The 17,770-nt window shown below is 59.3% G+C and carries 24 protein-coding genes; 20 read left to right on the forward strand and 4 right to left on the reverse strand.

Annotation, left to right across the window (positions count from 1 at the left end; all coding sequences use genetic code 11):
- The first annotated feature begins 56 nt into the window (after positions 1-56).
- The 6 genes from BM110_RS00565 to BM110_RS00590 are packed head-to-tail and all read left to right on the forward strand — an operon-like array spanning position 57 to position 5,408.
- Positions 57-572 carry a phage major tail tube protein gene (locus BM110_RS00565; protein WP_078049800.1) on the forward strand — a complete coding sequence of 172 codons (516 nt, stop codon included), beginning with the start codon at positions 57-59 and terminating at the stop codon, positions 570-572.
- Positions 573-619: 47 nt separating this feature from the next.
- Complete coding sequence (locus BM110_RS00570) at positions 620-955, forward strand: phage tail assembly protein (protein ID WP_093511943.1); 336 nt, start codon at positions 620-622, stop codon at positions 953-955.
- Positions 956-963: 8 nt separating this feature from the next.
- The gene (locus BM110_RS00575) at positions 964-1,083 is read left to right on the forward strand and encodes a GpE family phage tail protein (protein ID WP_017477242.1); all 120 of its coding nucleotides are present in this window, start codon (positions 964-966) and stop codon (positions 1,081-1,083) included.
- Positions 1,073-3,694, forward strand: a complete 2,622-nt coding sequence (locus BM110_RS00580) for a phage tail tape measure protein (protein WP_093511945.1) — start codon at positions 1,073-1,075, stop codon at positions 3,692-3,694. Before BM110_RS00575 ends, BM110_RS00580 begins: the two co-directional genes overlap by 11 nt.
- Positions 3,695-3,699: 5 nt before the next feature.
- Positions 3,700-4,140, forward strand: a complete 441-nt coding sequence (locus BM110_RS00585; protein ID WP_093511948.1) for a phage tail protein — start codon at positions 3,700-3,702, stop codon at positions 4,138-4,140.
- Positions 4,137-5,408: a phage late control D family protein gene (locus BM110_RS00590; RefSeq protein ID WP_093511950.1), complete on the forward strand. Its 1,272-nt coding sequence runs from the start codon at positions 4,137-4,139 to the stop codon at positions 5,406-5,408. The genes BM110_RS00585 and BM110_RS00590 overlap by 4 nt, the downstream gene beginning before the upstream one ends.
- 32 nt (positions 5,409-5,440) lie before the next feature.
- On the opposite strand, the gene BM110_RS29510 is transcribed toward BM110_RS00590, so the two are convergent.
- The 3 genes from BM110_RS29510 to BM110_RS00600 form a co-directional block, all read right to left on the reverse strand.
- Entirely contained in the window at positions 5,441-5,605 is a 165-nt protein-coding gene (locus BM110_RS29510; protein WP_175538832.1) for a hypothetical protein, read from the reverse strand.
- 136 nt (positions 5,606-5,741) lie between these two features.
- The gene (locus BM110_RS00595; protein ID WP_093511952.1) at positions 5,742-6,542 is read right to left on the reverse strand and encodes a zinc ribbon domain-containing protein; all 801 of its coding nucleotides are present in this window, start codon (positions 6,540-6,542) and stop codon (positions 5,742-5,744) included.
- Positions 6,543-6,615: 73 nt separating this feature from the next.
- A complete protein-coding gene (locus tag BM110_RS00600; protein WP_093511954.1) occupies positions 6,616-6,963 on the reverse strand; it encodes a helix-turn-helix domain-containing protein in 348 nt (115 codons plus the stop codon).
- A gap of 84 nt (positions 6,964-7,047) precedes the next feature.
- On the opposite strand from BM110_RS00600, the gene BM110_RS00605 reads away from it, so the two are divergent.
- The 14 genes from BM110_RS00605 (at position 7,048) to BM110_RS00675 (ending at position 16,631) form a co-directional block, all read left to right on the forward strand.
- Positions 7,048-7,260, forward strand: coding sequence for a DNA-binding protein (locus tag BM110_RS00605; RefSeq protein WP_092231667.1), 213 nt, complete (start codon positions 7,048-7,050; stop codon positions 7,258-7,260).
- A gap of 29 nt (positions 7,261-7,289) precedes the next feature.
- The gene (locus BM110_RS00610) at positions 7,290-7,760 is read left to right on the forward strand and encodes a YmfL family putative regulatory protein (RefSeq protein ID WP_093511956.1); all 471 of its coding nucleotides are present in this window, start codon (positions 7,290-7,292) and stop codon (positions 7,758-7,760) included.
- Entirely contained in the window at positions 7,760-8,047 is a 288-nt protein-coding gene (locus BM110_RS00615; protein ID WP_065945746.1) for an Ogr/Delta-like zinc finger protein, read from the forward strand. The genes BM110_RS00610 and BM110_RS00615 overlap by 1 nt, the downstream gene beginning before the upstream one ends.
- A complete protein-coding gene (locus tag BM110_RS00620; protein ID WP_093511958.1) occupies positions 8,047-8,418 on the forward strand; it encodes a hypothetical protein in 372 nt (123 codons plus the stop codon). Before BM110_RS00615 ends, BM110_RS00620 begins: the two co-directional genes overlap by 1 nt.
- A gap of 77 nt (positions 8,419-8,495) precedes the next feature.
- A complete protein-coding gene (locus BM110_RS00625) occupies positions 8,496-8,729 on the forward strand; it encodes a hypothetical protein (protein ID WP_093511960.1) in 234 nt (77 codons plus the stop codon).
- Positions 8,730-8,735: 6 nt separating this feature from the next.
- Entirely contained in the window at positions 8,736-11,450 is a 2,715-nt protein-coding gene (locus BM110_RS00630) for a toprim domain-containing protein (RefSeq protein WP_175538833.1), read from the forward strand.
- Positions 11,451-11,480: 30 nt separating this feature from the next.
- Positions 11,481-11,687: a hypothetical protein gene (locus tag BM110_RS00635; RefSeq protein WP_093512594.1), complete on the forward strand. Its 207-nt coding sequence runs from the start codon at positions 11,481-11,483 to the stop codon at positions 11,685-11,687.
- A 54-nt stretch (positions 11,688-11,741) separates the two neighbouring features.
- Positions 11,742-12,053, forward strand: coding sequence for a hypothetical protein (locus BM110_RS00640; RefSeq protein WP_093511962.1), 312 nt, complete (start codon positions 11,742-11,744; stop codon positions 12,051-12,053).
- Between the two features lie 58 nt (positions 12,054-12,111).
- A complete protein-coding gene (locus tag BM110_RS00645; protein ID WP_093511964.1) occupies positions 12,112-12,375 on the forward strand; it encodes a hypothetical protein in 264 nt (87 codons plus the stop codon).
- A gap of 2 nt (positions 12,376-12,377) precedes the next feature.
- A complete protein-coding gene (locus tag BM110_RS00650; RefSeq protein ID WP_093511966.1) occupies positions 12,378-12,980 on the forward strand; it encodes a hypothetical protein in 603 nt (200 codons plus the stop codon).
- A complete protein-coding gene (locus tag BM110_RS00655; RefSeq protein WP_093511968.1) occupies positions 12,973-13,191 on the forward strand; it encodes a hypothetical protein in 219 nt (72 codons plus the stop codon). The genes BM110_RS00650 and BM110_RS00655 overlap by 8 nt, the downstream gene beginning before the upstream one ends.
- Before the next feature lie 62 nt (positions 13,192-13,253).
- Positions 13,254-15,245, forward strand: a complete 1,992-nt coding sequence (locus tag BM110_RS00660) for a DNA cytosine methyltransferase (RefSeq protein WP_093511970.1) — start codon at positions 13,254-13,256, stop codon at positions 15,243-15,245.
- A 262-nt stretch (positions 15,246-15,507) separates the two neighbouring features.
- Positions 15,508-16,356, forward strand: a complete 849-nt coding sequence (locus BM110_RS00670; RefSeq protein WP_093511974.1) for a DNA adenine methylase — start codon at positions 15,508-15,510, stop codon at positions 16,354-16,356.
- Entirely contained in the window at positions 16,356-16,631 is a 276-nt protein-coding gene (locus BM110_RS00675) for a pyocin activator PrtN family protein (RefSeq protein WP_093511976.1), read from the forward strand. The genes BM110_RS00670 and BM110_RS00675 overlap by 1 nt, the downstream gene beginning before the upstream one ends.
- Here the strand turns inward: BM110_RS00675 and BM110_RS00680 are convergent.
- The gene (locus BM110_RS00680; RefSeq protein WP_093511978.1) at positions 16,606-17,757 is read right to left on the reverse strand and encodes a site-specific integrase; all 1,152 of its coding nucleotides are present in this window, start codon (positions 17,755-17,757) and stop codon (positions 16,606-16,608) included. The genes BM110_RS00675 and BM110_RS00680 overlap by 26 nt on opposite strands.
- Positions 17,758-17,770: the final 13 nt, after the last annotated feature.

Below are 17,770 nucleotides of genomic sequence, written 5' to 3' on the forward strand. Positions count from 1 at the left end.
CCGGGCCTCCCCGCGAGGGGAGTTAACCCTGCGCCATAACCCCGGAGAACACCGCCATGGCCCTGCCCCACAAACTGAAACACCTCAACCTGTTCAACGACGGCGGTAGCTACACCGGCAAAGTGAAGACCGTCACCCTGCCCTCCCTGGGCCGAAAAATGGAAGCGTATCGAGGCGGCGGCATGAGCGGTCCGGTCAAGGCTGACCTGGGTTTCTCCGACGACGGCATTCAGCTGGAGTGGAAGCTCGGCGGGCTCGACCTGGTCGTGCTCAAGCAGTTTGGCGCGGTCAATGCGTCCGGCGTTGCGTTGCGCTTCGCTGGCTCGTTCGAACAAGACGACACCGGTGAAGTCAGCGCGGTGGAGATCACCGTACGCGGCCGTCACGAAACCATCGAGATGGGCGATGCTCAGCCGGGTGAAGACACCGAGCACTCCATCACCACCACCTGCAGCTACTACAAGCTGACTGTCGACAACGAAGACATCATCGAAATCGACCTGCTGAACTTCATCGAGAAGGTCGGCGGCGTCGACATGCTGGAGAAACACCGCAACGCCATCGGCCTTTGATCGCCGGCATCGATCGCTAACCCCACTCATCATCAGGAGCTTTACCCATGAAAACCGAAACCACCGAACAGCCCGACGTCAAACCACTGGCCGACGACAACACCGTCACCCTCGACACACCGATCCGCCGTGGCACCACCAGCATCGACAGCATCACCTTGCGCAAGCCCAACTCGGGCGAGCTGCGCGGCGTCAGCCTGGCAGATCTGCTGCAGATGGACGTCAACAGTTTGATCAAGGTGGTGCCACGCATCAGCAGCCCTTCCCTGACTGCCATCGAAGTTACGTCGATGGACCCGGCGGACCTGGTCGCGCTCAGCACGAAAATCACCGGTTTTTTGCTACAGAAATCGGCGAAGACGGATGCATCCCTCGTTGCGTAGAAGAAGCAATGGCCGATCTGGCCGTGGTTTTTCACTGGGCACCGGCTGACATGGATCAGTTGGGCCTACAAGAACTGATGGACTGGCGCGAGCGTGCCAGGGTGCGGAGTTCCACTGATGGCAAATGATCTGCGGCTAAAGGTGGTGCTGGACGCTATCGATAAAGCCACCCGCCCGTTGAAGCAAATCAACAATGGCAGCCTGGAGACCGCCCGCGCGCTCAAGGCTGCCCGCGACCGCCTGAAGGAACTCAACACCCAGCAGAAAGACGTCAGCGCCTGGCGAACTCAACGCGCCGCGTCTGAAATGACAAGTGCAGCCCTCACTGCCGCCCGCGAAAAAGTAAAAGCCCTCAGCCAGCAATTTGCTGCCACCGGCGCGCCGACCAGGGCTATGACCCGGGAGTTTCAAGCAGCGGTGCGCGAGGCCAAAAAGCTCAAGCAGCAGCATCAGCAACAAAGCGTGCAACTGCAAGGTCTGCGCTCAAAGCTCTACGACGCAGGCATCAGCACCAAGAACCTGGGTTCCCACGAACGCCAACTGCGTGAGCAAATCACCGCTACCAACGCCAGTATCAGCGCCCAAGGCAAGCGCATGACGGAACTGACCGCCCAGCACAAGCGCGCGGCGATTGCCCGTGGAAGTTACGACAAAGGCAAGCAGCTAGCAGGTAGTGCCGCAGTGGCCGGAGGCTCCAGCCTGGGCGTGGCGTACGCTGCCAGCCGCCCAATCATTGGGGTGGTCAAGGAATACGTCGATTTCGAAAGCGCCATGATGGGCGTCGCCAAGCAGGTCGACGGCGCACGGGACAACAACGGCAAGCTCACCGCCACCTACTACGAATTTGCGGACGCGATTAAAGCGGCCAGCAACGAAATGCCGATCGCCACCACCGAGTTTGCTGCCTTGGTTGAAGCCCAGGCGCGCGCCGGTATCCAGGGCAAGGAAAACCTGCTGACCATGGCGAAGGTGTCGGCCACCGCTGCCGTGGCCTTCGACCTGCCGGCGGAACAGGTCGGCGAGGACATGGGCCGTATCGCCGGCTTGTACAAAGTGCCGATCAAGAACATCTCAGCACTCGGTGACGCGCTCAACTACCTGGACGACAACACCCGCTCCAAAGGCGGCGACATCATTGAAACCCTGACCCGCATGAGCGACGTGGCCGACAAGCTCGACTACCGCAAGGCGGCGGCACTGGGCAGTACCTTTCTGTCCCTCGGCTCAGCACCAGAAGTGGCCGCGAGCGCTTCCAGGGCCATGGTTCGCGAACTGTCCATCGCCACCATGCAGAGCAAGAAGTTTCAGGAAGGCATGGCCATGGTCGGCCTTGACTCAAAAGCCGTCCAAACCGGCATGAGCAAGGACGCCATGGGCACGTTGATGGGTGTCCTTAACCGCATCAAGAAACTGTCGCCTGAGCAGCAGACAGAGGTGTCGACGCGGATTTTCGGTAAAGAATTCGGCAAGGACGCGGGTAAGCTGGTCAACAACCTGGACGAGCTGAAACGTCAGCTCGACCTGGTCAATGACGCAGCCGCCAATGGCTCTATGCAACGCGAAATGGATATCCGCGCCGACGCGATCGAAGGTCGCTGGCAGGTCCTGCAAAACAAACTGGTCAACACAAAGAGCGGCGCAGGTGAGTCGGTGCGGGCCACGATGGTCGATGTAATGGATGCCATTGGCGGCGTGTTGGACAAGGTCAATGGATGGGTCAAAGCCAACCCAGAGTTAACCGCGACTCTGTTGAAGATCGTCGCCAGTGTGGTGGCGTTGTCAGCCGTTTTCGGCGGGCTCGCCCTCACACTCGCCGGCATTCTGGGACCGTTCCTGTTCCTACGGTTCGGTCTGGCTATGTTCGGTCTGCGTCTGCCTGGCGTCATCGGTATTTTCAAGGTATTCGGCACGGTGCTGCGAACGCTGGGCGGCATTCTGATCGGCCCGCTCGTAACCGCGCTTCGCACCGTAAGCATCGCATTGTGGGGGTTATCGGCCAATCCGATTGTTCTGGTCATTGCCGCCGTCGTCGCGGCATTGGCGGGTGGTGCATACCTGATCTACAAGAACTGGGACGCGGTGAAGAACTACTTCGCCAACGCATGGACGGAGATCAAGACTGGGTTCGACGGCGGGATCATCAGCATCATCAACACGTTGGCAAATTTCAGCCCCATCGGCCTGATTTACCAGGCCTTCGCCGGAGTGTTGAGTTACCTGGGTGTGGATCTGCCCAACCGCTTTACCGAGTTCGGCAACATGATCGTCAACGGCCTGGTCAACGGGCTGATGGCAGGACTGGGCAGCGTCAAAACGGCGATCAGCTCAATCGGCGACGCCAGCATTGGGTGGTTCAAGGAAAAGCTCGGCATCCACAGCCCATCACGCGTATTCGCCGAACTGGGCGGGTTCACCATGGCGGGCCTGACCCAAGGTCTTGAAGTTGGGCAAAAAGGCCCGCTGGACGCCCTGAGCAGCATGACCAAGCAAATGACCGCCGCCAGCACGCTTGCTCTGGGTACAACTGCCATGCCTGCGTTTGCCGTCGACACAAAGCCGCCGATCAGTGGCGCGGCGCCGACAGTCGTTTACGACAGCCACGACGTTTACCAAATCGACGTCGCTGCTGGGCCTGGCACAGACATGCAAAGCCTGGAAAAAAGCCTGCGCGCCATCCTCGCCCGCATCGAAAACGAAAAGAAAGCGCGTCAGCGCAGCAAACTCTCTGACCTGGAATAACCACCATGATGATGGCCCTCGGCATGTTCGTGTTCAGCCTCAGAACCGCCGCCTACCAGGAACTACAGCGCCAGACCGATTGGCGACACGCCAGCAACAACCGGATCGGCGCCGCTCCCGCACGGCAGTTCGTGGGCCGTGGCGATGACGCCATCACCCTCCCCGGCATCATCTTCCCCGAGTTGGCCGGCAGCGCGCTCAGCCTGGACGCCATCCGCCTGATGGCAAACACCGGTAAGGCCTGGCCCATGGTCGAGGGCACCGGGCGAATCTACGGGCTGTGGGTAATCGAAAGCCTGAGCGAGACCAAGACCATTTTTTTCAGCGACGGCACCCCACGGCGCATTGAATTCACCCTGAGCCTGAAACGCACCGACGATGACCGCATCGACCTGCTCGGCGCCGGTACCAGCATCGGCGTCAACATACTGCGAGGCCTGCTGTGATCGAGTCCGTCATATCCAAGGTCACCGGCTACCTGCGCAACACCGCCGAACGTTACGTCCGCGACGCAGCTTACCCGGTGCCAGCGTTCCGGCTCACCGTCGACGGCCTGGACATCGCCCAGTTGATCAGCCCGCGGCTGATGAGCCTGGAGCTGACCGACAACCGCGGCGTGGAGGCCGACCAGCTCAGCATCACCCTCAGCGACCACGACGGCCTGCTGACCATCCCGCCCAAGGGCGCGGTGCTGCGGTTGTGGTTGGGCTGGAGCGACACCGGCCTGGTGGACAAAGGTACCTACACCGTCGACGAAACCGAACACAGCGGCGCGCCAGACGTGCTCAGCATCCGCGCTCGATCAGCAGACCTGCGCAAGGGCCTCAAAACCAAACGCGAACGCAGCTGGAGCAACACCACCCTCGGCGACGTCCTGGGCGATATCGCCATCGGCAACGGCCTGACCGCCACCATCGCCGGTGCACTCGACGGGTTGCCTATCCTGCAGCTCGACCAGGCAAACGAGTCCGACGCTAACCTGATCAGCCGACTGGGTGAAGAATTCGACGCGGTGGCCAGCGTCAAAGCTGGCTGCTTGTTATGCCTACCGGCGGGCGGCGGCAAGACCGCCAGCGGCATGGACCTGCCCCACATCGTCCTCACCCGCGAGGACGGTGACCAACACCGCTACCTGCAAGCCGACCGCGACAGCTACGACGGAGTGCGCGCCTATTACTACGACGTGAACAGCGCCAAGAAACAGGAGGCCATTGCCGGCAGCGGCGACAACCTCAAAGATCTGCGCCACACGTACAGCGACCAACAGTCAGCCCTGCGCGCGGCACGGGCGGAGTTTCGGCGGTTGCAGCGCGGCAGTGCCACGCTCAGTTACACCCTGGCGATGGGGCGGCCGGATCTGATCCCCGAGCTGACGTACACGCTCCAGGGCGTGAAAGCGGAAATTGACGAGATCATTTGGTACGGCGGGAATGTACAGCACAGTTTAAGCGCGGACGGTGGCTACACGGTCAGCCTAGAGCTGGAGAGCAAGTTGCCGGAGGACAACGTCGAGGACCTGGCGGAAGAGAACAAGGGCGATTACACAGGAATAATCGCGCACTACCGCGACCAGAAAACCGGGAAGGAGAAGACGATTACGGCGGGGGATCAGGCGAAGCCGAGGCGGTTGCGGTGGTTGTATGCCAGTGAGAAGACAGCCAAGCGGGCAGTGGATCGTGAGTGGAAAAAAGCTCAGGCCGACAAACAGGTATAAACCCCGGAGCCAGTCCGGGGTCTGCTCTCGACTTACTCAGGTGCCTGGGCGAAGACCTCCAACAGCCGCAGCACATCTTTCTGACGCTGGGGGCTGATTGACCTGAACATAATCAGCAACATCACTTCCTGATCGCTAAGGCAGTTCGCATCTACGACTTGCACCTGGCTTTCCGATACACCGCTGTTCTCCATCATGCGAATACTCCTTTCACACGCAACGGGGACTCGGCGCCTACATGGCGCCGTTAAAGTTTCCCGGGGAACAGCTAATTTCCATCACGTTTTGCTGTGTCATCGGAGCATCAGCAAAAAAATTATTTGTTTTGTTACGTCACTGCGCCGGCTTGAACGGGGGCAATGTCATGTACACGCCGTTCTCACCCCAGCCTTGTAAGTTGCCCTTAGCATCGACAACGTAATGCTCGTTGAAGTCGCTTTCGGGATCGTCAAGACGCAGCCCACCATCCGGCAGTTTCTTGCCTACATAGTGCTCGGTATTTTTCCCACCGCTGGCAAAGACAGAATCGAGCAGATATTTGTCGTTCTGCTTGTACAGCACCATCACATGCCCCAGCGCACCGTCCTGCATCCAACTACCGATTCTGGTCGGGTACGCCTTCAAATCCAGAGCCTTCAACGCTTGGTAATCATTGGCGCTCAAGCCGATCAGCGAGGATCTATAGTCAGGATCGAAACTGGCGTTGGCCCAGTAAGCACCGTCAGATTGCCCTTCGACGCGGAACCCGATGAAGGTTTTTTCAGCCTTGAATTTAGTATCAGCGCGAACGGCTTTTGCTACGTCAGCAAGTTCAGTGTCATTGAGGCGACGGGGCAACAACACCTCGACCTTGCGAGGCCGTCCCTCGCGAAATTCGTCTTTAGTGATGGTGTAAGTGGAGGGCAAAACGGAACTTTGAGCAGGCTTTTCCGCAGGCGGTGCCTTGTCGGCAGGTTTGTCCTTATCGCCACCTGAACACATCGTGACAGCGCCAGCGATGATGACCAGCAGGATCAAAAGCCCGAATACCTGCTGCCCGACAGTCACTCCTGGATTTTTTACGCCGCAGCTTGGGCAGACCTTTGCGGTGGCGTCGACTGTGTGCTTACACGACTTACAAGGCTTCAACGCCATTGTTCTACTCCCTTAACTTCCATGAAAAAGCCGACCATCTTGGTCGGCGTGAGATATCCAATTCAACGCCTATTCAGTTGCCGACCTTTTTGCCGCTAGCACCCGCGACACTGGCGAACGCTGAAGCCATGCGCAGCAAAACCTGCCGGTCAGCATCGGTCACTTGCTCATACATCCCAATGAACTCAAGCACCTCGGCGGAGATGCTATCGGCAGCCTGTGGTTTGCGCTCTCCAGTCACCACGTAAAGGATATCGACGCCTTTGCCCGCTACCGCAGCTAGGTAGTTTGCGTCCGGGCTCCGATCGCCCTTTTCGTAGTTGTACTGACTATTTTTGGAAGCCCCAGCAACGGCTGAAAATTCAGTCTGGCTGAACCCCAAACGTTCCCTTTCCTCTTTGAGGCGGTCACCAATTCCCACATTCGTCTCCATCAAGACTTGACGATCCCACAAACATGGGAAATACTTCACACGTCATCACACGAAACCACACGAAACGAGACTATGCCGAACGCATCCCCCATCGAGCAAGCATGCCAAGAGGCCCGTGATCGTCTCGCACGTCTCGGAATCTCGGCCAAAGACTGGGCAGAAAAAAATGAATTCAACCCTTCGACCGTCTACGCAGTTTTGAACGGACAGAAAAAGTGCTTGCGCGGTGAGGCTCACCGCGCGGCCGTTCTACTCGGAATCAAAGACGGCGTTATTACAAACTAGGGCCTCTGGCTCCAAGGGGAAACCAGAAGATGAAACGCCCAGTTCTAGACAGCAGAAAGAGCGTCGTTATGGCCGTCATCGGCGCCTATCCAGGTGGTCGGGAATACGCCTCGGCAGACCTCGGGATGCCAATCAAAAAGTTCGACAACCAAGCCTACGAGAACGCCGGCAGCCGCCCACTGGCCGACGAACACATCCACCGTCTTGAGCAAGTCGCCGGCACCACGTTCCTGGCTGACTACATCGCCTCAATGTACGGCGGCATGTTTGTACCGCTGAGCCTCCCGGAGAACCTGGATAACGTGGAGTTGTACAGCCGCTCGCTCAAGGCCTCGGCCAAGCGCGGCAAGGTCGATCAGATTATGTCTGCCGCCCTTGACGATGGGGTCATCGAAAGACGTGAAGCCGACGCGATCATCGCCGCCCTGCTCACCTACATGTCCGCTCGCTACGCCGAGGTGTTCGCGACCATCCAGCTGTACAGCCAGGGAGCTGTCTAGTGAGTACTTACAAACTGGTCTGTCCCCACTGCCACGGCCGCATGCGCATTCGCACCAGCGAAGGCCAGCACATTTTCCTGCGTATCACCTACATGCAATGCACCAACGAAGCGTGCGGCTGGGCGGTGCGTGCTGAATTTCAGATGACCCACGAACTGAGCCCCAGCGGCATGCCCAACCCAGCTGTAAAGCTGCCCGTTGCGGACGTGGTCATTCGTCGCCAGGCAATGAAAACAGCCAACAATCAGCCCGATCTGTTGGACGAACTGGAAATGGAGCGCGCGTGATGAACCTCGATCAACAGACTCATGACTACCGCAGCAGCATGCAACAAGCTGCTTTCGCCTACCTGAAACGCCATGAAGCAGAACACCTGGTGGATTCCGATCTTTTGTTTGATCGCTGCATCCACCACCTGACCCTTGCGTTGGAAGTGCCTGTGTTCATGGCGCCTAAGCTTGTTCACAACGCTTGGACTGAACTGCAGATGATCAAAAAGCGCCGTTGGATTGGCGTCGACTGGGCCACTGGGGCTGATAGCACCCGCGTCCACCTGGTGGACGTTCTGGCAGATCAACGCTTCCCGGTCCCAGCTCGCTTTCTGCCGCAGAAAATGCTCGACCAGCGCAGCACCGAACACAAGCCACACCCTCAGTAACGCTCCCTTTTACCCCCCCTGCCCTGCCCCGTTACCAATGGGTTTGGGTGAGCTTTGCCCGCAATCCGAGGTGGACCATGGAAATCGACATTGCCATCACCGCAAAACTGCCACGCGACCAGGCCGAGGCACTGCTCGTTGAGCTGCGTGCGCAGTACGCGGTGCTGTTCAACGAGCATTGGTATGACGACCGTTTCCGCATGATCCCCGAGGGTTTGCGGCACGGCTCGTTGCTGGTGGCCTTCCCTGGGTTGGCTGCACGGAAAAGCCTGATAGGCGCCCTTAAACACAGTCTCGGCGAAGTGAAGTAAGCCCCGATGAAAATGGAATACGAACTGCGCGCCGACATCCTGGACCGCCTGAAATCCGATTACGGTTTCAAGCACAAGGCCGGCCAATACATGCGGGAAGGCAAGTGCCCCGCCTGCAACAAAAAAGAGCTATACGCCTTCCACGATGCGCCATGGGTTATTCGCTGTGGCCGTGGCAAGTGCGGCCAAACCTGGCACGTTAAAGAGATATATGAGGACCTGTTCAACGATTGGAGCGCTCGCGCGCCGGCCACCGAGCAACATCCTAACGCCACAGCCCGCGCTTACCTGGAGTTCGCCCGTGGCTTTCGCTTCGACGTCATTCAGGGCTGGTTCACCCAAGACTCCTATTTTTCCACCGAGCTGAACGAAGGCAGCGCCACCGTGCGTTTCGCACTCGACAAAGGTGGATATTGGGAGCGGCTGATTGACCGTCCGCACCGCTTTGGAAAGATGAAAGCCCGTTTCAAACCCGGCGACAGTCCGCGTGGCGTGTGGTGGTGCCCGCCCTGTGTCGAGTTGCTGGATGTCAAAGAGCTGTGGATTGTCGAGGGCATCTTTGACGCCATCGCCCTGGTGCACAACGGCATTGCCGCTGTCTCGGCTATGTCATCCGGTGCGTATCCAGAAGAGTCCCTGAAAGAGCTGGCCCGTCAACGCGGTGGCAAGCTGCCCAAACTGATTTGGGCCTTGGACAACGAGCCAGGCGCACACCGTTACACCAAACGCTGGGTACGCCAGGCGCGCGCCCTGGGTTACGTCTGCGAAGCGGCACAAATCCCCCAGGCTGACAGCCGCAAGGTTGATTGGAACGACTTGCACCAGCGCTGGCAGTTTGTCGACGGCGACGAGCAACGCACCAAGCAAATCGAAAAAGACCTACGTGCAGCCCGTTATCACGGCGACCTGCTGCTGGCCGAAAGCGCGTCGGAAAAAGGCGTGCTGATGTATGACTGGAGCGAGCGCCACGAATTTTTCTTCGGATTCGAAAGCCGGATGTACTGGTTCAAAATGGACTTGGAGAAATTCCACAAGGCCATGCAAGCGCTGGAGTCTTCCGAGCGCCAGGAAGACCAGTTGCTCAGCGACAAGCAGCGTCGTGACAAGGCCCTACGTCAGTGCGGCGGCGTGGTCGAAATCGCGAACTGCTACCCCCAAGCCCTGTACTTCCAGCGTAACGAAGTAACCGACGAATCCTGGTACTACTTCCGCGTGGACTTCCCGCACGACGGTGGGAGCGTCAAAAACACCTTCACCGGTGGCCAGGTCGCCGCCGCTAGCGAGTTCAAGAAACGCCTGCTCAGCATGGCCGCAGGCGCTGTATTCACCGGTAGCGGGCAGCAGCTCGACAAGATCATGAAAGACCAGCTCTATGGCCTGAAAACCGTAGAGACCATCGACTACGTGGGCTACAGCAAGGAACACGGCGCCTACGTGTTCGGCGACCTCGCCATGCGCAACGGCGTGGTCAGTCAGGTCAATAAGGAAGACTTTTTCGAGTTCGGCAAGCTGCGCCTGAAGACGCTGCAGAAGTCGATCGCAATGCACATCCAGCGCGATGCCAAGCAGTACCGGAGTGATTGGCTGCCAATGCTGTGGTTGTGCTTCGGCGCCAAAGGCGTTGTCGCCCTGGCTTTCTGGTTTGGCTCATTGTTCGCCGAGCAGATCCGCGCACAGTACAAATCCTTTCCCTTCCTAGAAGTCACGGGCGAAGCCGGCGCCGGTAAAACCACGCTGCTGATGTTCCTGTGGAAACTGTTAGGCCGTGAGTACGAAGGCTTTGACCCATCTAAATCAACCCGTGCGGGCCGCCAGCGCGCCATGGGCCAAGTGTCCAACATGCCGGTGGTGCTCATTGAGGGTGACCGAAACGAGCCGGATAAAGCCCACGCCAAAGGCTTCGACTGGGACGAGCTGAAAGACTTTTTCGGCGGCGGCACCCTGGGCACCAAAGGTATGAAAACCAGCGGCAACGAGACCTACGAGCCGCCGTTTCGAGGGACCATCGCAATCAGCCAAAACGCCGACGTCAGCGCCTCTGAAGCGATCCTGACCCGGATTATCAAAACCCACTTTGCACGCCCGGACGTGACCACAGAGAGCCGTGCAGCGGCAGACAATCTCAACCTGATCCCGGTGGAGCAACTCAGCCATTTCCTGCTGATGGCCGTGCGTGCCGAAGGCCAGATCATGGCGAAATTTGCCGAACGGGTTCTGGTGCACGAACAACACCTGCGCAAGCTCAAGGAAATCCGCGTCGAACGGATCATCAAGAACCACAGCCAGATCATGGCCCTGGTGGACTGCCTGTGCCTGATTTGCCCTCTGAGCGAAAACCAACGGATCACAACCCACCAGGCCCTGACGGTCATGGCTTTGGAGCGCCAGTCTGCGATCAGCGCAGACCATCCGCTGGTGGCTGAATTTTGGGAAGTCTACGAGTACCTCGAAAGCCTGGGCGATGGCCCGCAGGTCAACCACAGCACCGACCCCAAGTTGATCGCCATCAACCTCAACGAGTTCGCCGAGCTGGCCAGCATTCATCGCCAGAACCTGGCCGACCTCAAGACCTTGCGCTCCCTTCTGACAGAGAGCCGAAGCCGAAAACTGTTGGAAACCAACAAGTCCACGTACAGCGCGGTCCGCGCCTCACAAGCCGCCGGCAATGCCTTGTTCAACAAACCATTAACTGTGCGCTGCTGGGTGTTCAAGAGCGCGTAGTTACTGAGCTGACTCAGTGAGGGAATGACCATGAAATGGGCAGTAAAACGAAACAGAGACGGGCAAGTGCAACAGAACTGCTGGATCACCGACAACGGTTACACCGTCGCCGAGTGCCGGTTACCTGAGTCGCGCTACCCAGTGACTCGACCAGGTGGAGAACTGCCGTTCGCTTATGCAAGGGACCGAGAAGAAGTCGTCGCGATCATTGAGCACGACATGGCCGACCAAGCCTGAAACCACAACAGGGGCTGCAACCCCTCGGCATCAACCACCCAAAGGAGAAGCACCATGCACGTACAAGTCATCACCGGTGACGGCCAACAGGGCGAAACCAACCGTCTTCGGCACCTGAAAGAGCTGAAGGACTGGTTTAACGAATCCGGGAAAATTGTTCACGCCGAAGCCTACGACCCAGCCGGACTGGTCGCGATCCTTGAGGTTCGTGCGGTAAGCGACAAAGAAATTCTGGTGTTGGAGTGCAGCCGGGATCAGATCCAGGCAGTGCTGGAATGGCAGTCGGCAACGGATGAAGTTGTTGAGTTTGAAAACCTGCTGCTGCACCTGGTGCGGAAGCAAAACCCAACCGGCGAAAGCCAGTAAGAAGGTGGTGCCGAGGGGCTGCAACCCCTCGACACCGACCACCCAAAGGAGAAGCACCATGCAAGTGAATCAACCCCAAGGCGGCACCGCAGAGGCTACCACAACCGCGTTGGCTGTCGGCGACAAGGTCAGTTACGTCGCCATCAGTGGCGGTGGTCGTAGCTACCGTTTCAGCGCCCGCAAAGCCGTGATCGAGGCGATCACTGACGATATCGCGACTTTGCGCAGTGCAAATGGCCGAACCACCACACAGCCGCTAAGCAAATTGACACCTGCCGGCCAGCCCAATGCGCTGACACGCATGCTTATGGGAGGGGAGTGATCATGGCTAACTACTTCTATAAGTCCAGCGCGCCAGCAACCGTCGGCATTGTTCGGAGCTTTTACGTCATGAAGGACTCTCTCAGCGCTCAACTAATCGCGCTGGGCGTGCATTTCGGCGGCAAGGTCGCACCAATGCGTGATGTCGACTCCCACTTCGCAGGCGGCGTGAAACTCAACGGCGGTGCCGAGCTGGATGTGCACTGGTGCCGTCCTGATGACCATGGCTATCGGACACTGCGCACTGCTGCCAAGCCTGAAAAAGGCATATCGAAAGAAGAACGAGCTGCCATCCGGGCGGAACATGAACGTCTTGTCGCGCTGTGGAACGAGCATTGCCCAGCACGCTTGAGCACCACCGAATACTGGGATCGACTCGGCGTGAATAGCGGCAGCCTTTGGCTGTGTGGCGGCGTCAAGTTTGAACTCGATGGCACCGCCTACTTCCTCCTGGGATTCCAGATCAACAAAGCCGAACACGATGCCCAAATCGCAGCTGGCCAACCATCAAGCGGATGGATCGACGGTGCAGTTGAGATTCTAGCCAGCGAATACGAAACCGCACGCCTCGCAAAGCTGAAGGCAATTGAGGTGGCAAATGCCTGAAAACGTCAGCCAAGAGCGCGAGCGGCCGACTATGGCAAGCCACCGGCTCGATCTGCCGAGTCGCTGCGATATCTGCGGCAAGGCCCGCTCCACCCGCAAACACCAGACCTGTAGCCGTATCCGCCAACAGCGCAAATCAGCGGAGTGGGCTGCATACATGGCCGAGCGTGAAGCGGCCAAACAAAACAAACCGCGCCGATACGCGCACTGATACCCAACACAGGCGGGAAACGGGGAGCTGCAACTCCCCCACCGCTTGAAAGGAGAAGCACCATGCTTAAACGCACCCTCACCCACTTCCACCTCTGCTGCGGCCTGGGCAGCGGCGCCGCCGGCTTCAGCGATTCCAAACCCGTGCTGGGCCCAGTGCAAGCAGAATGGCGCTGTCTCGGCGGCGTCGACGTCGACCCCGCAGGCCTGCGCGACTTCCAGATGATGACCGGCGTACCTGGCACGCTGATGGATCTGTTCACCCGCGAGCAGTTCACCGCATTCCACGGCCAGCAGCCACCCACCGGGTGGAAAGAGGCAACCGCCGAGGATCTGCGCCGCGCCGCCGGCAACGAAGACCCGGACGCCGTGTTCATCAGCAGCCCGTGCAAAGGGGCCTCTGGCCTGCTGTCCGAAACAATGAGCCAAACGCCCAAGTACCGGGCGCTCAACGAACTGACACTGCGCTGTGTGTGGCTGATGTGCGAAGCCTGGAAACACAACCCGGTGAAGTTAATCGTGTTCGAGAACGTGCCGCGCCTGGCGACCCGTGGCCGCTACCTGCTGGACCAGATCACCAAGCTGCTCAGGCACTACGGTTACGCGGTGGCTGAAACCACCCACGACTGTGGTGAAATCGGCGGGCTCGCCCAAAGCCGCAAACGCTTCTTGCTGGTGGCCAGGCACGTCGAGAAGGTGCCGGCGTTCCTGTACGAACCGGAAAAGCGCAGCCTGCGCGCCGTTGGTGACGTGTTAAGCCGCATGCCGCTGGCCGGCGATATCGATCAGGCGGGGCCTATGCATCGGGTTCCAGCGTTGCAGTGGAAAACGTGGGTCCGCCTGGCCCTGGTTGAGGCTGGGAAGGATTGGCGCAGCCTGAGCCGTTTTGCGATTGAGGACGGTTACCTGCGCGACTTCGTGATCGTGCCGGAATATCGCGCCGGTTATATGGGTGTGCATGACTGGCAGGACACCGCCGGCACAGTCGCCGGTCGGTCGAGCCCGACCAATGGAAAATTCTCGGTTGCCGACCCTCGCCCCACCAGCAAGTTCGAATACACCCAATACGGCGTGCTACCTTACAGCCGCCACTGCGGCGTGGTCACCGGCCAACGTAGCCCAGGACAAGGGACGTTCAGCGTTGCAGATCCACGCATGAGCGGCGAGCGGCACAACAACGTATTCCGGGTAGTTCGTAACGACCAAGCTGCCGGCACTGTTACCGCAGGGCACGGCCCCAGCTCCGGCGGGCAGGCAGTGGCTGACCCTCGACAACCGTCCAAGGGCTTCGGCAAGTACCTGGTCACCGACTACAGCAAGCCGGCGGGAACCGTCATCGCCGGCAGCACCACAGGGCAAGGCGCTTTCGCAGTGGCAGATCCTGCCTACAAAAACTGGCACCCGAACGCCAGCACGCAAAAGCTGCGGATCACGCCCTGGTGCGAAAGCGCCAAGACAGTGACCGGCTCGCAGCAGGTTGCCAGCGGCGCGTTGTCGATCGCAGACCCACGCCCGGGCATGTCACGCACCAAGGGCGACGCGTACCTGACTGGCGGGCATTACGGTGTAGTCGACTACAACACTCCGGCCGGCGCCGTTTCAGCCAGCGCCTGCCACGACAACGGCCGGTGGTCGGTTGCAGACCAGCGCATGCCAGCGCCGAATGACCGGCTGACCTGCATGATCACCAGCCTCGACGGCACCTGGCACCGCCCTTTCACCACCCTGGAGCTAGCCGCGCTGCAATCGCTGTTTGATCCAGAAGATCACTGGTCAGCAGATCCGCAGACCGCGCATGAAATTGAGCGGATGCAGCGCGTCCGCAAGATCGAACAGGCGGGAGTCTTCCGGCTGGACGGCATCAACGACGGCCACCACCGGGAGCGGATTGGCAACGCGGTGCCGCGCGCGGCGGCAAAGGCGATGGCCGACGTGTTCGGCATGACGCTGCTGCTTTCCGAGGCGGGTGAGACGTTCATGCTCAGCAACGTGTCGATTTGGGTGCAGCCGGTGGCGATTGCGCTGAGCGTGGCTCAGCAGGAGGTTGGCGTATGACCGTATTCCTGTTGCTTTACCTGTGTGCGGACGCGACACGGACGGATTGTCAGGTTGTGAAGGCTGATAGCTGGAACGGGCCGCAGGCCCACGAGCAATGCACCGACGTCGTACCACGATTGACCGAGGCACTGACTGCGCCCAACCGAAAGCGGCATCGGTTCGTTTGTGAAATCCAGGGGGACGGGGCCAAACCCGCAGAATATAAGGCTCTGCCTGCGTCCATTCATCAATCATTTCGGATGTGAGGGGGGGGTAACCAATGACGATTACATCACCGGTCATCCGTTACCACGGAGCCAAGTTCCGGCTCGCACCGTGGGTGCTGCAACACTTCCCACGGCACACTTGCTACGTCGAGTCATTCGGTGGCGCCGCCGGCGTGCTGATGCAGAAGGCCCGATCATATGCCGAGGTCTACAACGACCTGGACGGCGACATCGTGAACCTCTTCCGAGTGCTGCAGGATCAAGATTCCCGATCGGGACTTGTTGAACGCCTTGTGTTCACACCTTATTCGCGGGAAGAATTTGAGTTGTCGTGGGAGCCTTGCACCGATCCGATAGAACGCGCCCGCCGAACGATCATCAGGGCTCAGATGGGTTTTGGCTCTGCCGGAGCGACAAAGGGAGTCACGGGTTTTCGTATTGACACCAAACGCCAATACGGCACAGCCCAGTCACTCTGGGCGAGCTACCCAGATCAACTTGCAGAGGTTGGTCAGCGACTGAGCGGCGTCTTGATCGAGAACAGGCCGGCGATCGAGGTTGTTAGGGCACATGACGGGCCGCAGACTCTCCACTACGTTGACCCACCCTACGTGCACGACACCAGATATAAAGGCGCATCCAGCGGCCGGTACTACAAGCACGAAATGGATGACACCGCACACCGCGAGTTGCTCGCTGTTTTGCTCGAGCTGGAAGGGATGGTGGTCCTGTCTGGTTACCCAAGTGATCTGTATGCCGAGCTGCTGCCTGGCTGGGCCAGTTATGGCACTTCCGCCCGTATCAGCGCTGGGCGCGGCTCCGCGACCCGTACTGAATGCATATGGGTCAACCCTTACTGCCACAGTCAGTTAAATCGCCTGTCTCTGTTTGGAGAAGTTTGATGAATACAGCCTTCATTCTCATGGCCCAGTACGACGGCCAGGCGATTATCCCGCTGGAGCTAGTGTGCCGGGACTACTTCACGCATCTGACGCCGGAGATGTTTCAGCGCAAGGTGATGAGCGGTCAGATCAAGCTGCCCATCACCCGCCTGGAAGGTAGCCAGAAGTCGGCCAAGGGCATCCACCTCACCGACTTTGCTGCCTACCTTGACCTACAGCGCGCAGCAGCCGTGAAAGAACACAACCAGCTCAACGGGATAAAACACGCCTTTTGAGCCACTTCTCTGATGCGGCGCCCAGTTGGACGGGCGCCCTCAGTATTTTCTCGTGCCATTCCCAGCCAACATAGCGGTCACCCTTGCCACGCAGATGGGTGTAGCGTCGCATTGAATTCCAATCCCGGTGGCCGGACACACTTGCCACACGCGGGATATCCCAATCCATTTCAAACAGGCGGCTTACGCCTTCATGGCGAAGGTCATGGAAGTGCAGGTCCGCAATCTCCAGAAACTTGCAGGCTTTGGCCCAGGACGTGGAGATGGATTCAGGGCTGTAGGGGAAGATGTCTTCGCCGACCTTCGGCATGGTCTGTAGGATCTGCCACGCCTCGTCCGGCAGGTAGCACCACACGTCGTTGCCGATCTTCTGGCCGGGGTTCTTCATGTCGCGCACCAGCACTCGCTGACCAGGTTCGTCGACGTCGGCCCAGCGGATACGGGTTATTTCATCCAGCCTTCGCGTAGAGAACAGGGCAAAGCCCACGACCTTGAGCATATTGATGACGGTTGGGCGCCGCGCCTGCATGGCCTGGTAGTGCGTGAGTACCTTGTCCAGCTCGTCCAACGTCGGCCTGCGGTCGCGCTCGCGGCTTTTTAGGTTGTAGCCCAACTTGCGCAGCACCCGGCGGGCGCCGCCCATGGCGAGCGGATCCACCTGGTAGCCCCAGGCGTCTTTGGCGATCGCCAGGACGGCGCCGAGGTGCGCCAGATCGTTGCCGGCGGTTTGCGGCTGGACGCCGCCGCCCTCGCGGCTCATCCGAAACAGGGCAAAGTCGACCAGGCATTGAGTGGTGACGTCGATATCGTTTAGTTGGCCAATGTCCATCTTGCCGATGGCTTCAAGCGTGGCCTTCTTGGTTTTGCCCAGCGGCCGGGCCTTTCCCACTTCCAACAGGTACTGGTCGATCATGTCTTTGACGGTGACGCCCTTCCGGCTGGCCCGCTCGATCGCGCCAGGCTGGTCCAGCTCCGACTCACGCTTGCGTGTCCACGCCTGGGCGGCCTGTTTCCGGGCGAAGGTCTGGCTCTCTTGGTAGACTTGCACTCCGTCGCGTTTGATGCGGATTTGAGCCGTGTAGCTCACAGTCCCATCCGCCAGTTTTCTTGCCCTGATAGTCGCCATATCGAAAGTGGTA

The organism is Pseudomonas sp. NFPP28 (genome assembly GCF_900115535.1).
Lineage (GTDB): Bacteria > Pseudomonadota > Gammaproteobacteria > Pseudomonadales > Pseudomonadaceae > Aquipseudomonas > Aquipseudomonas extremorientalis.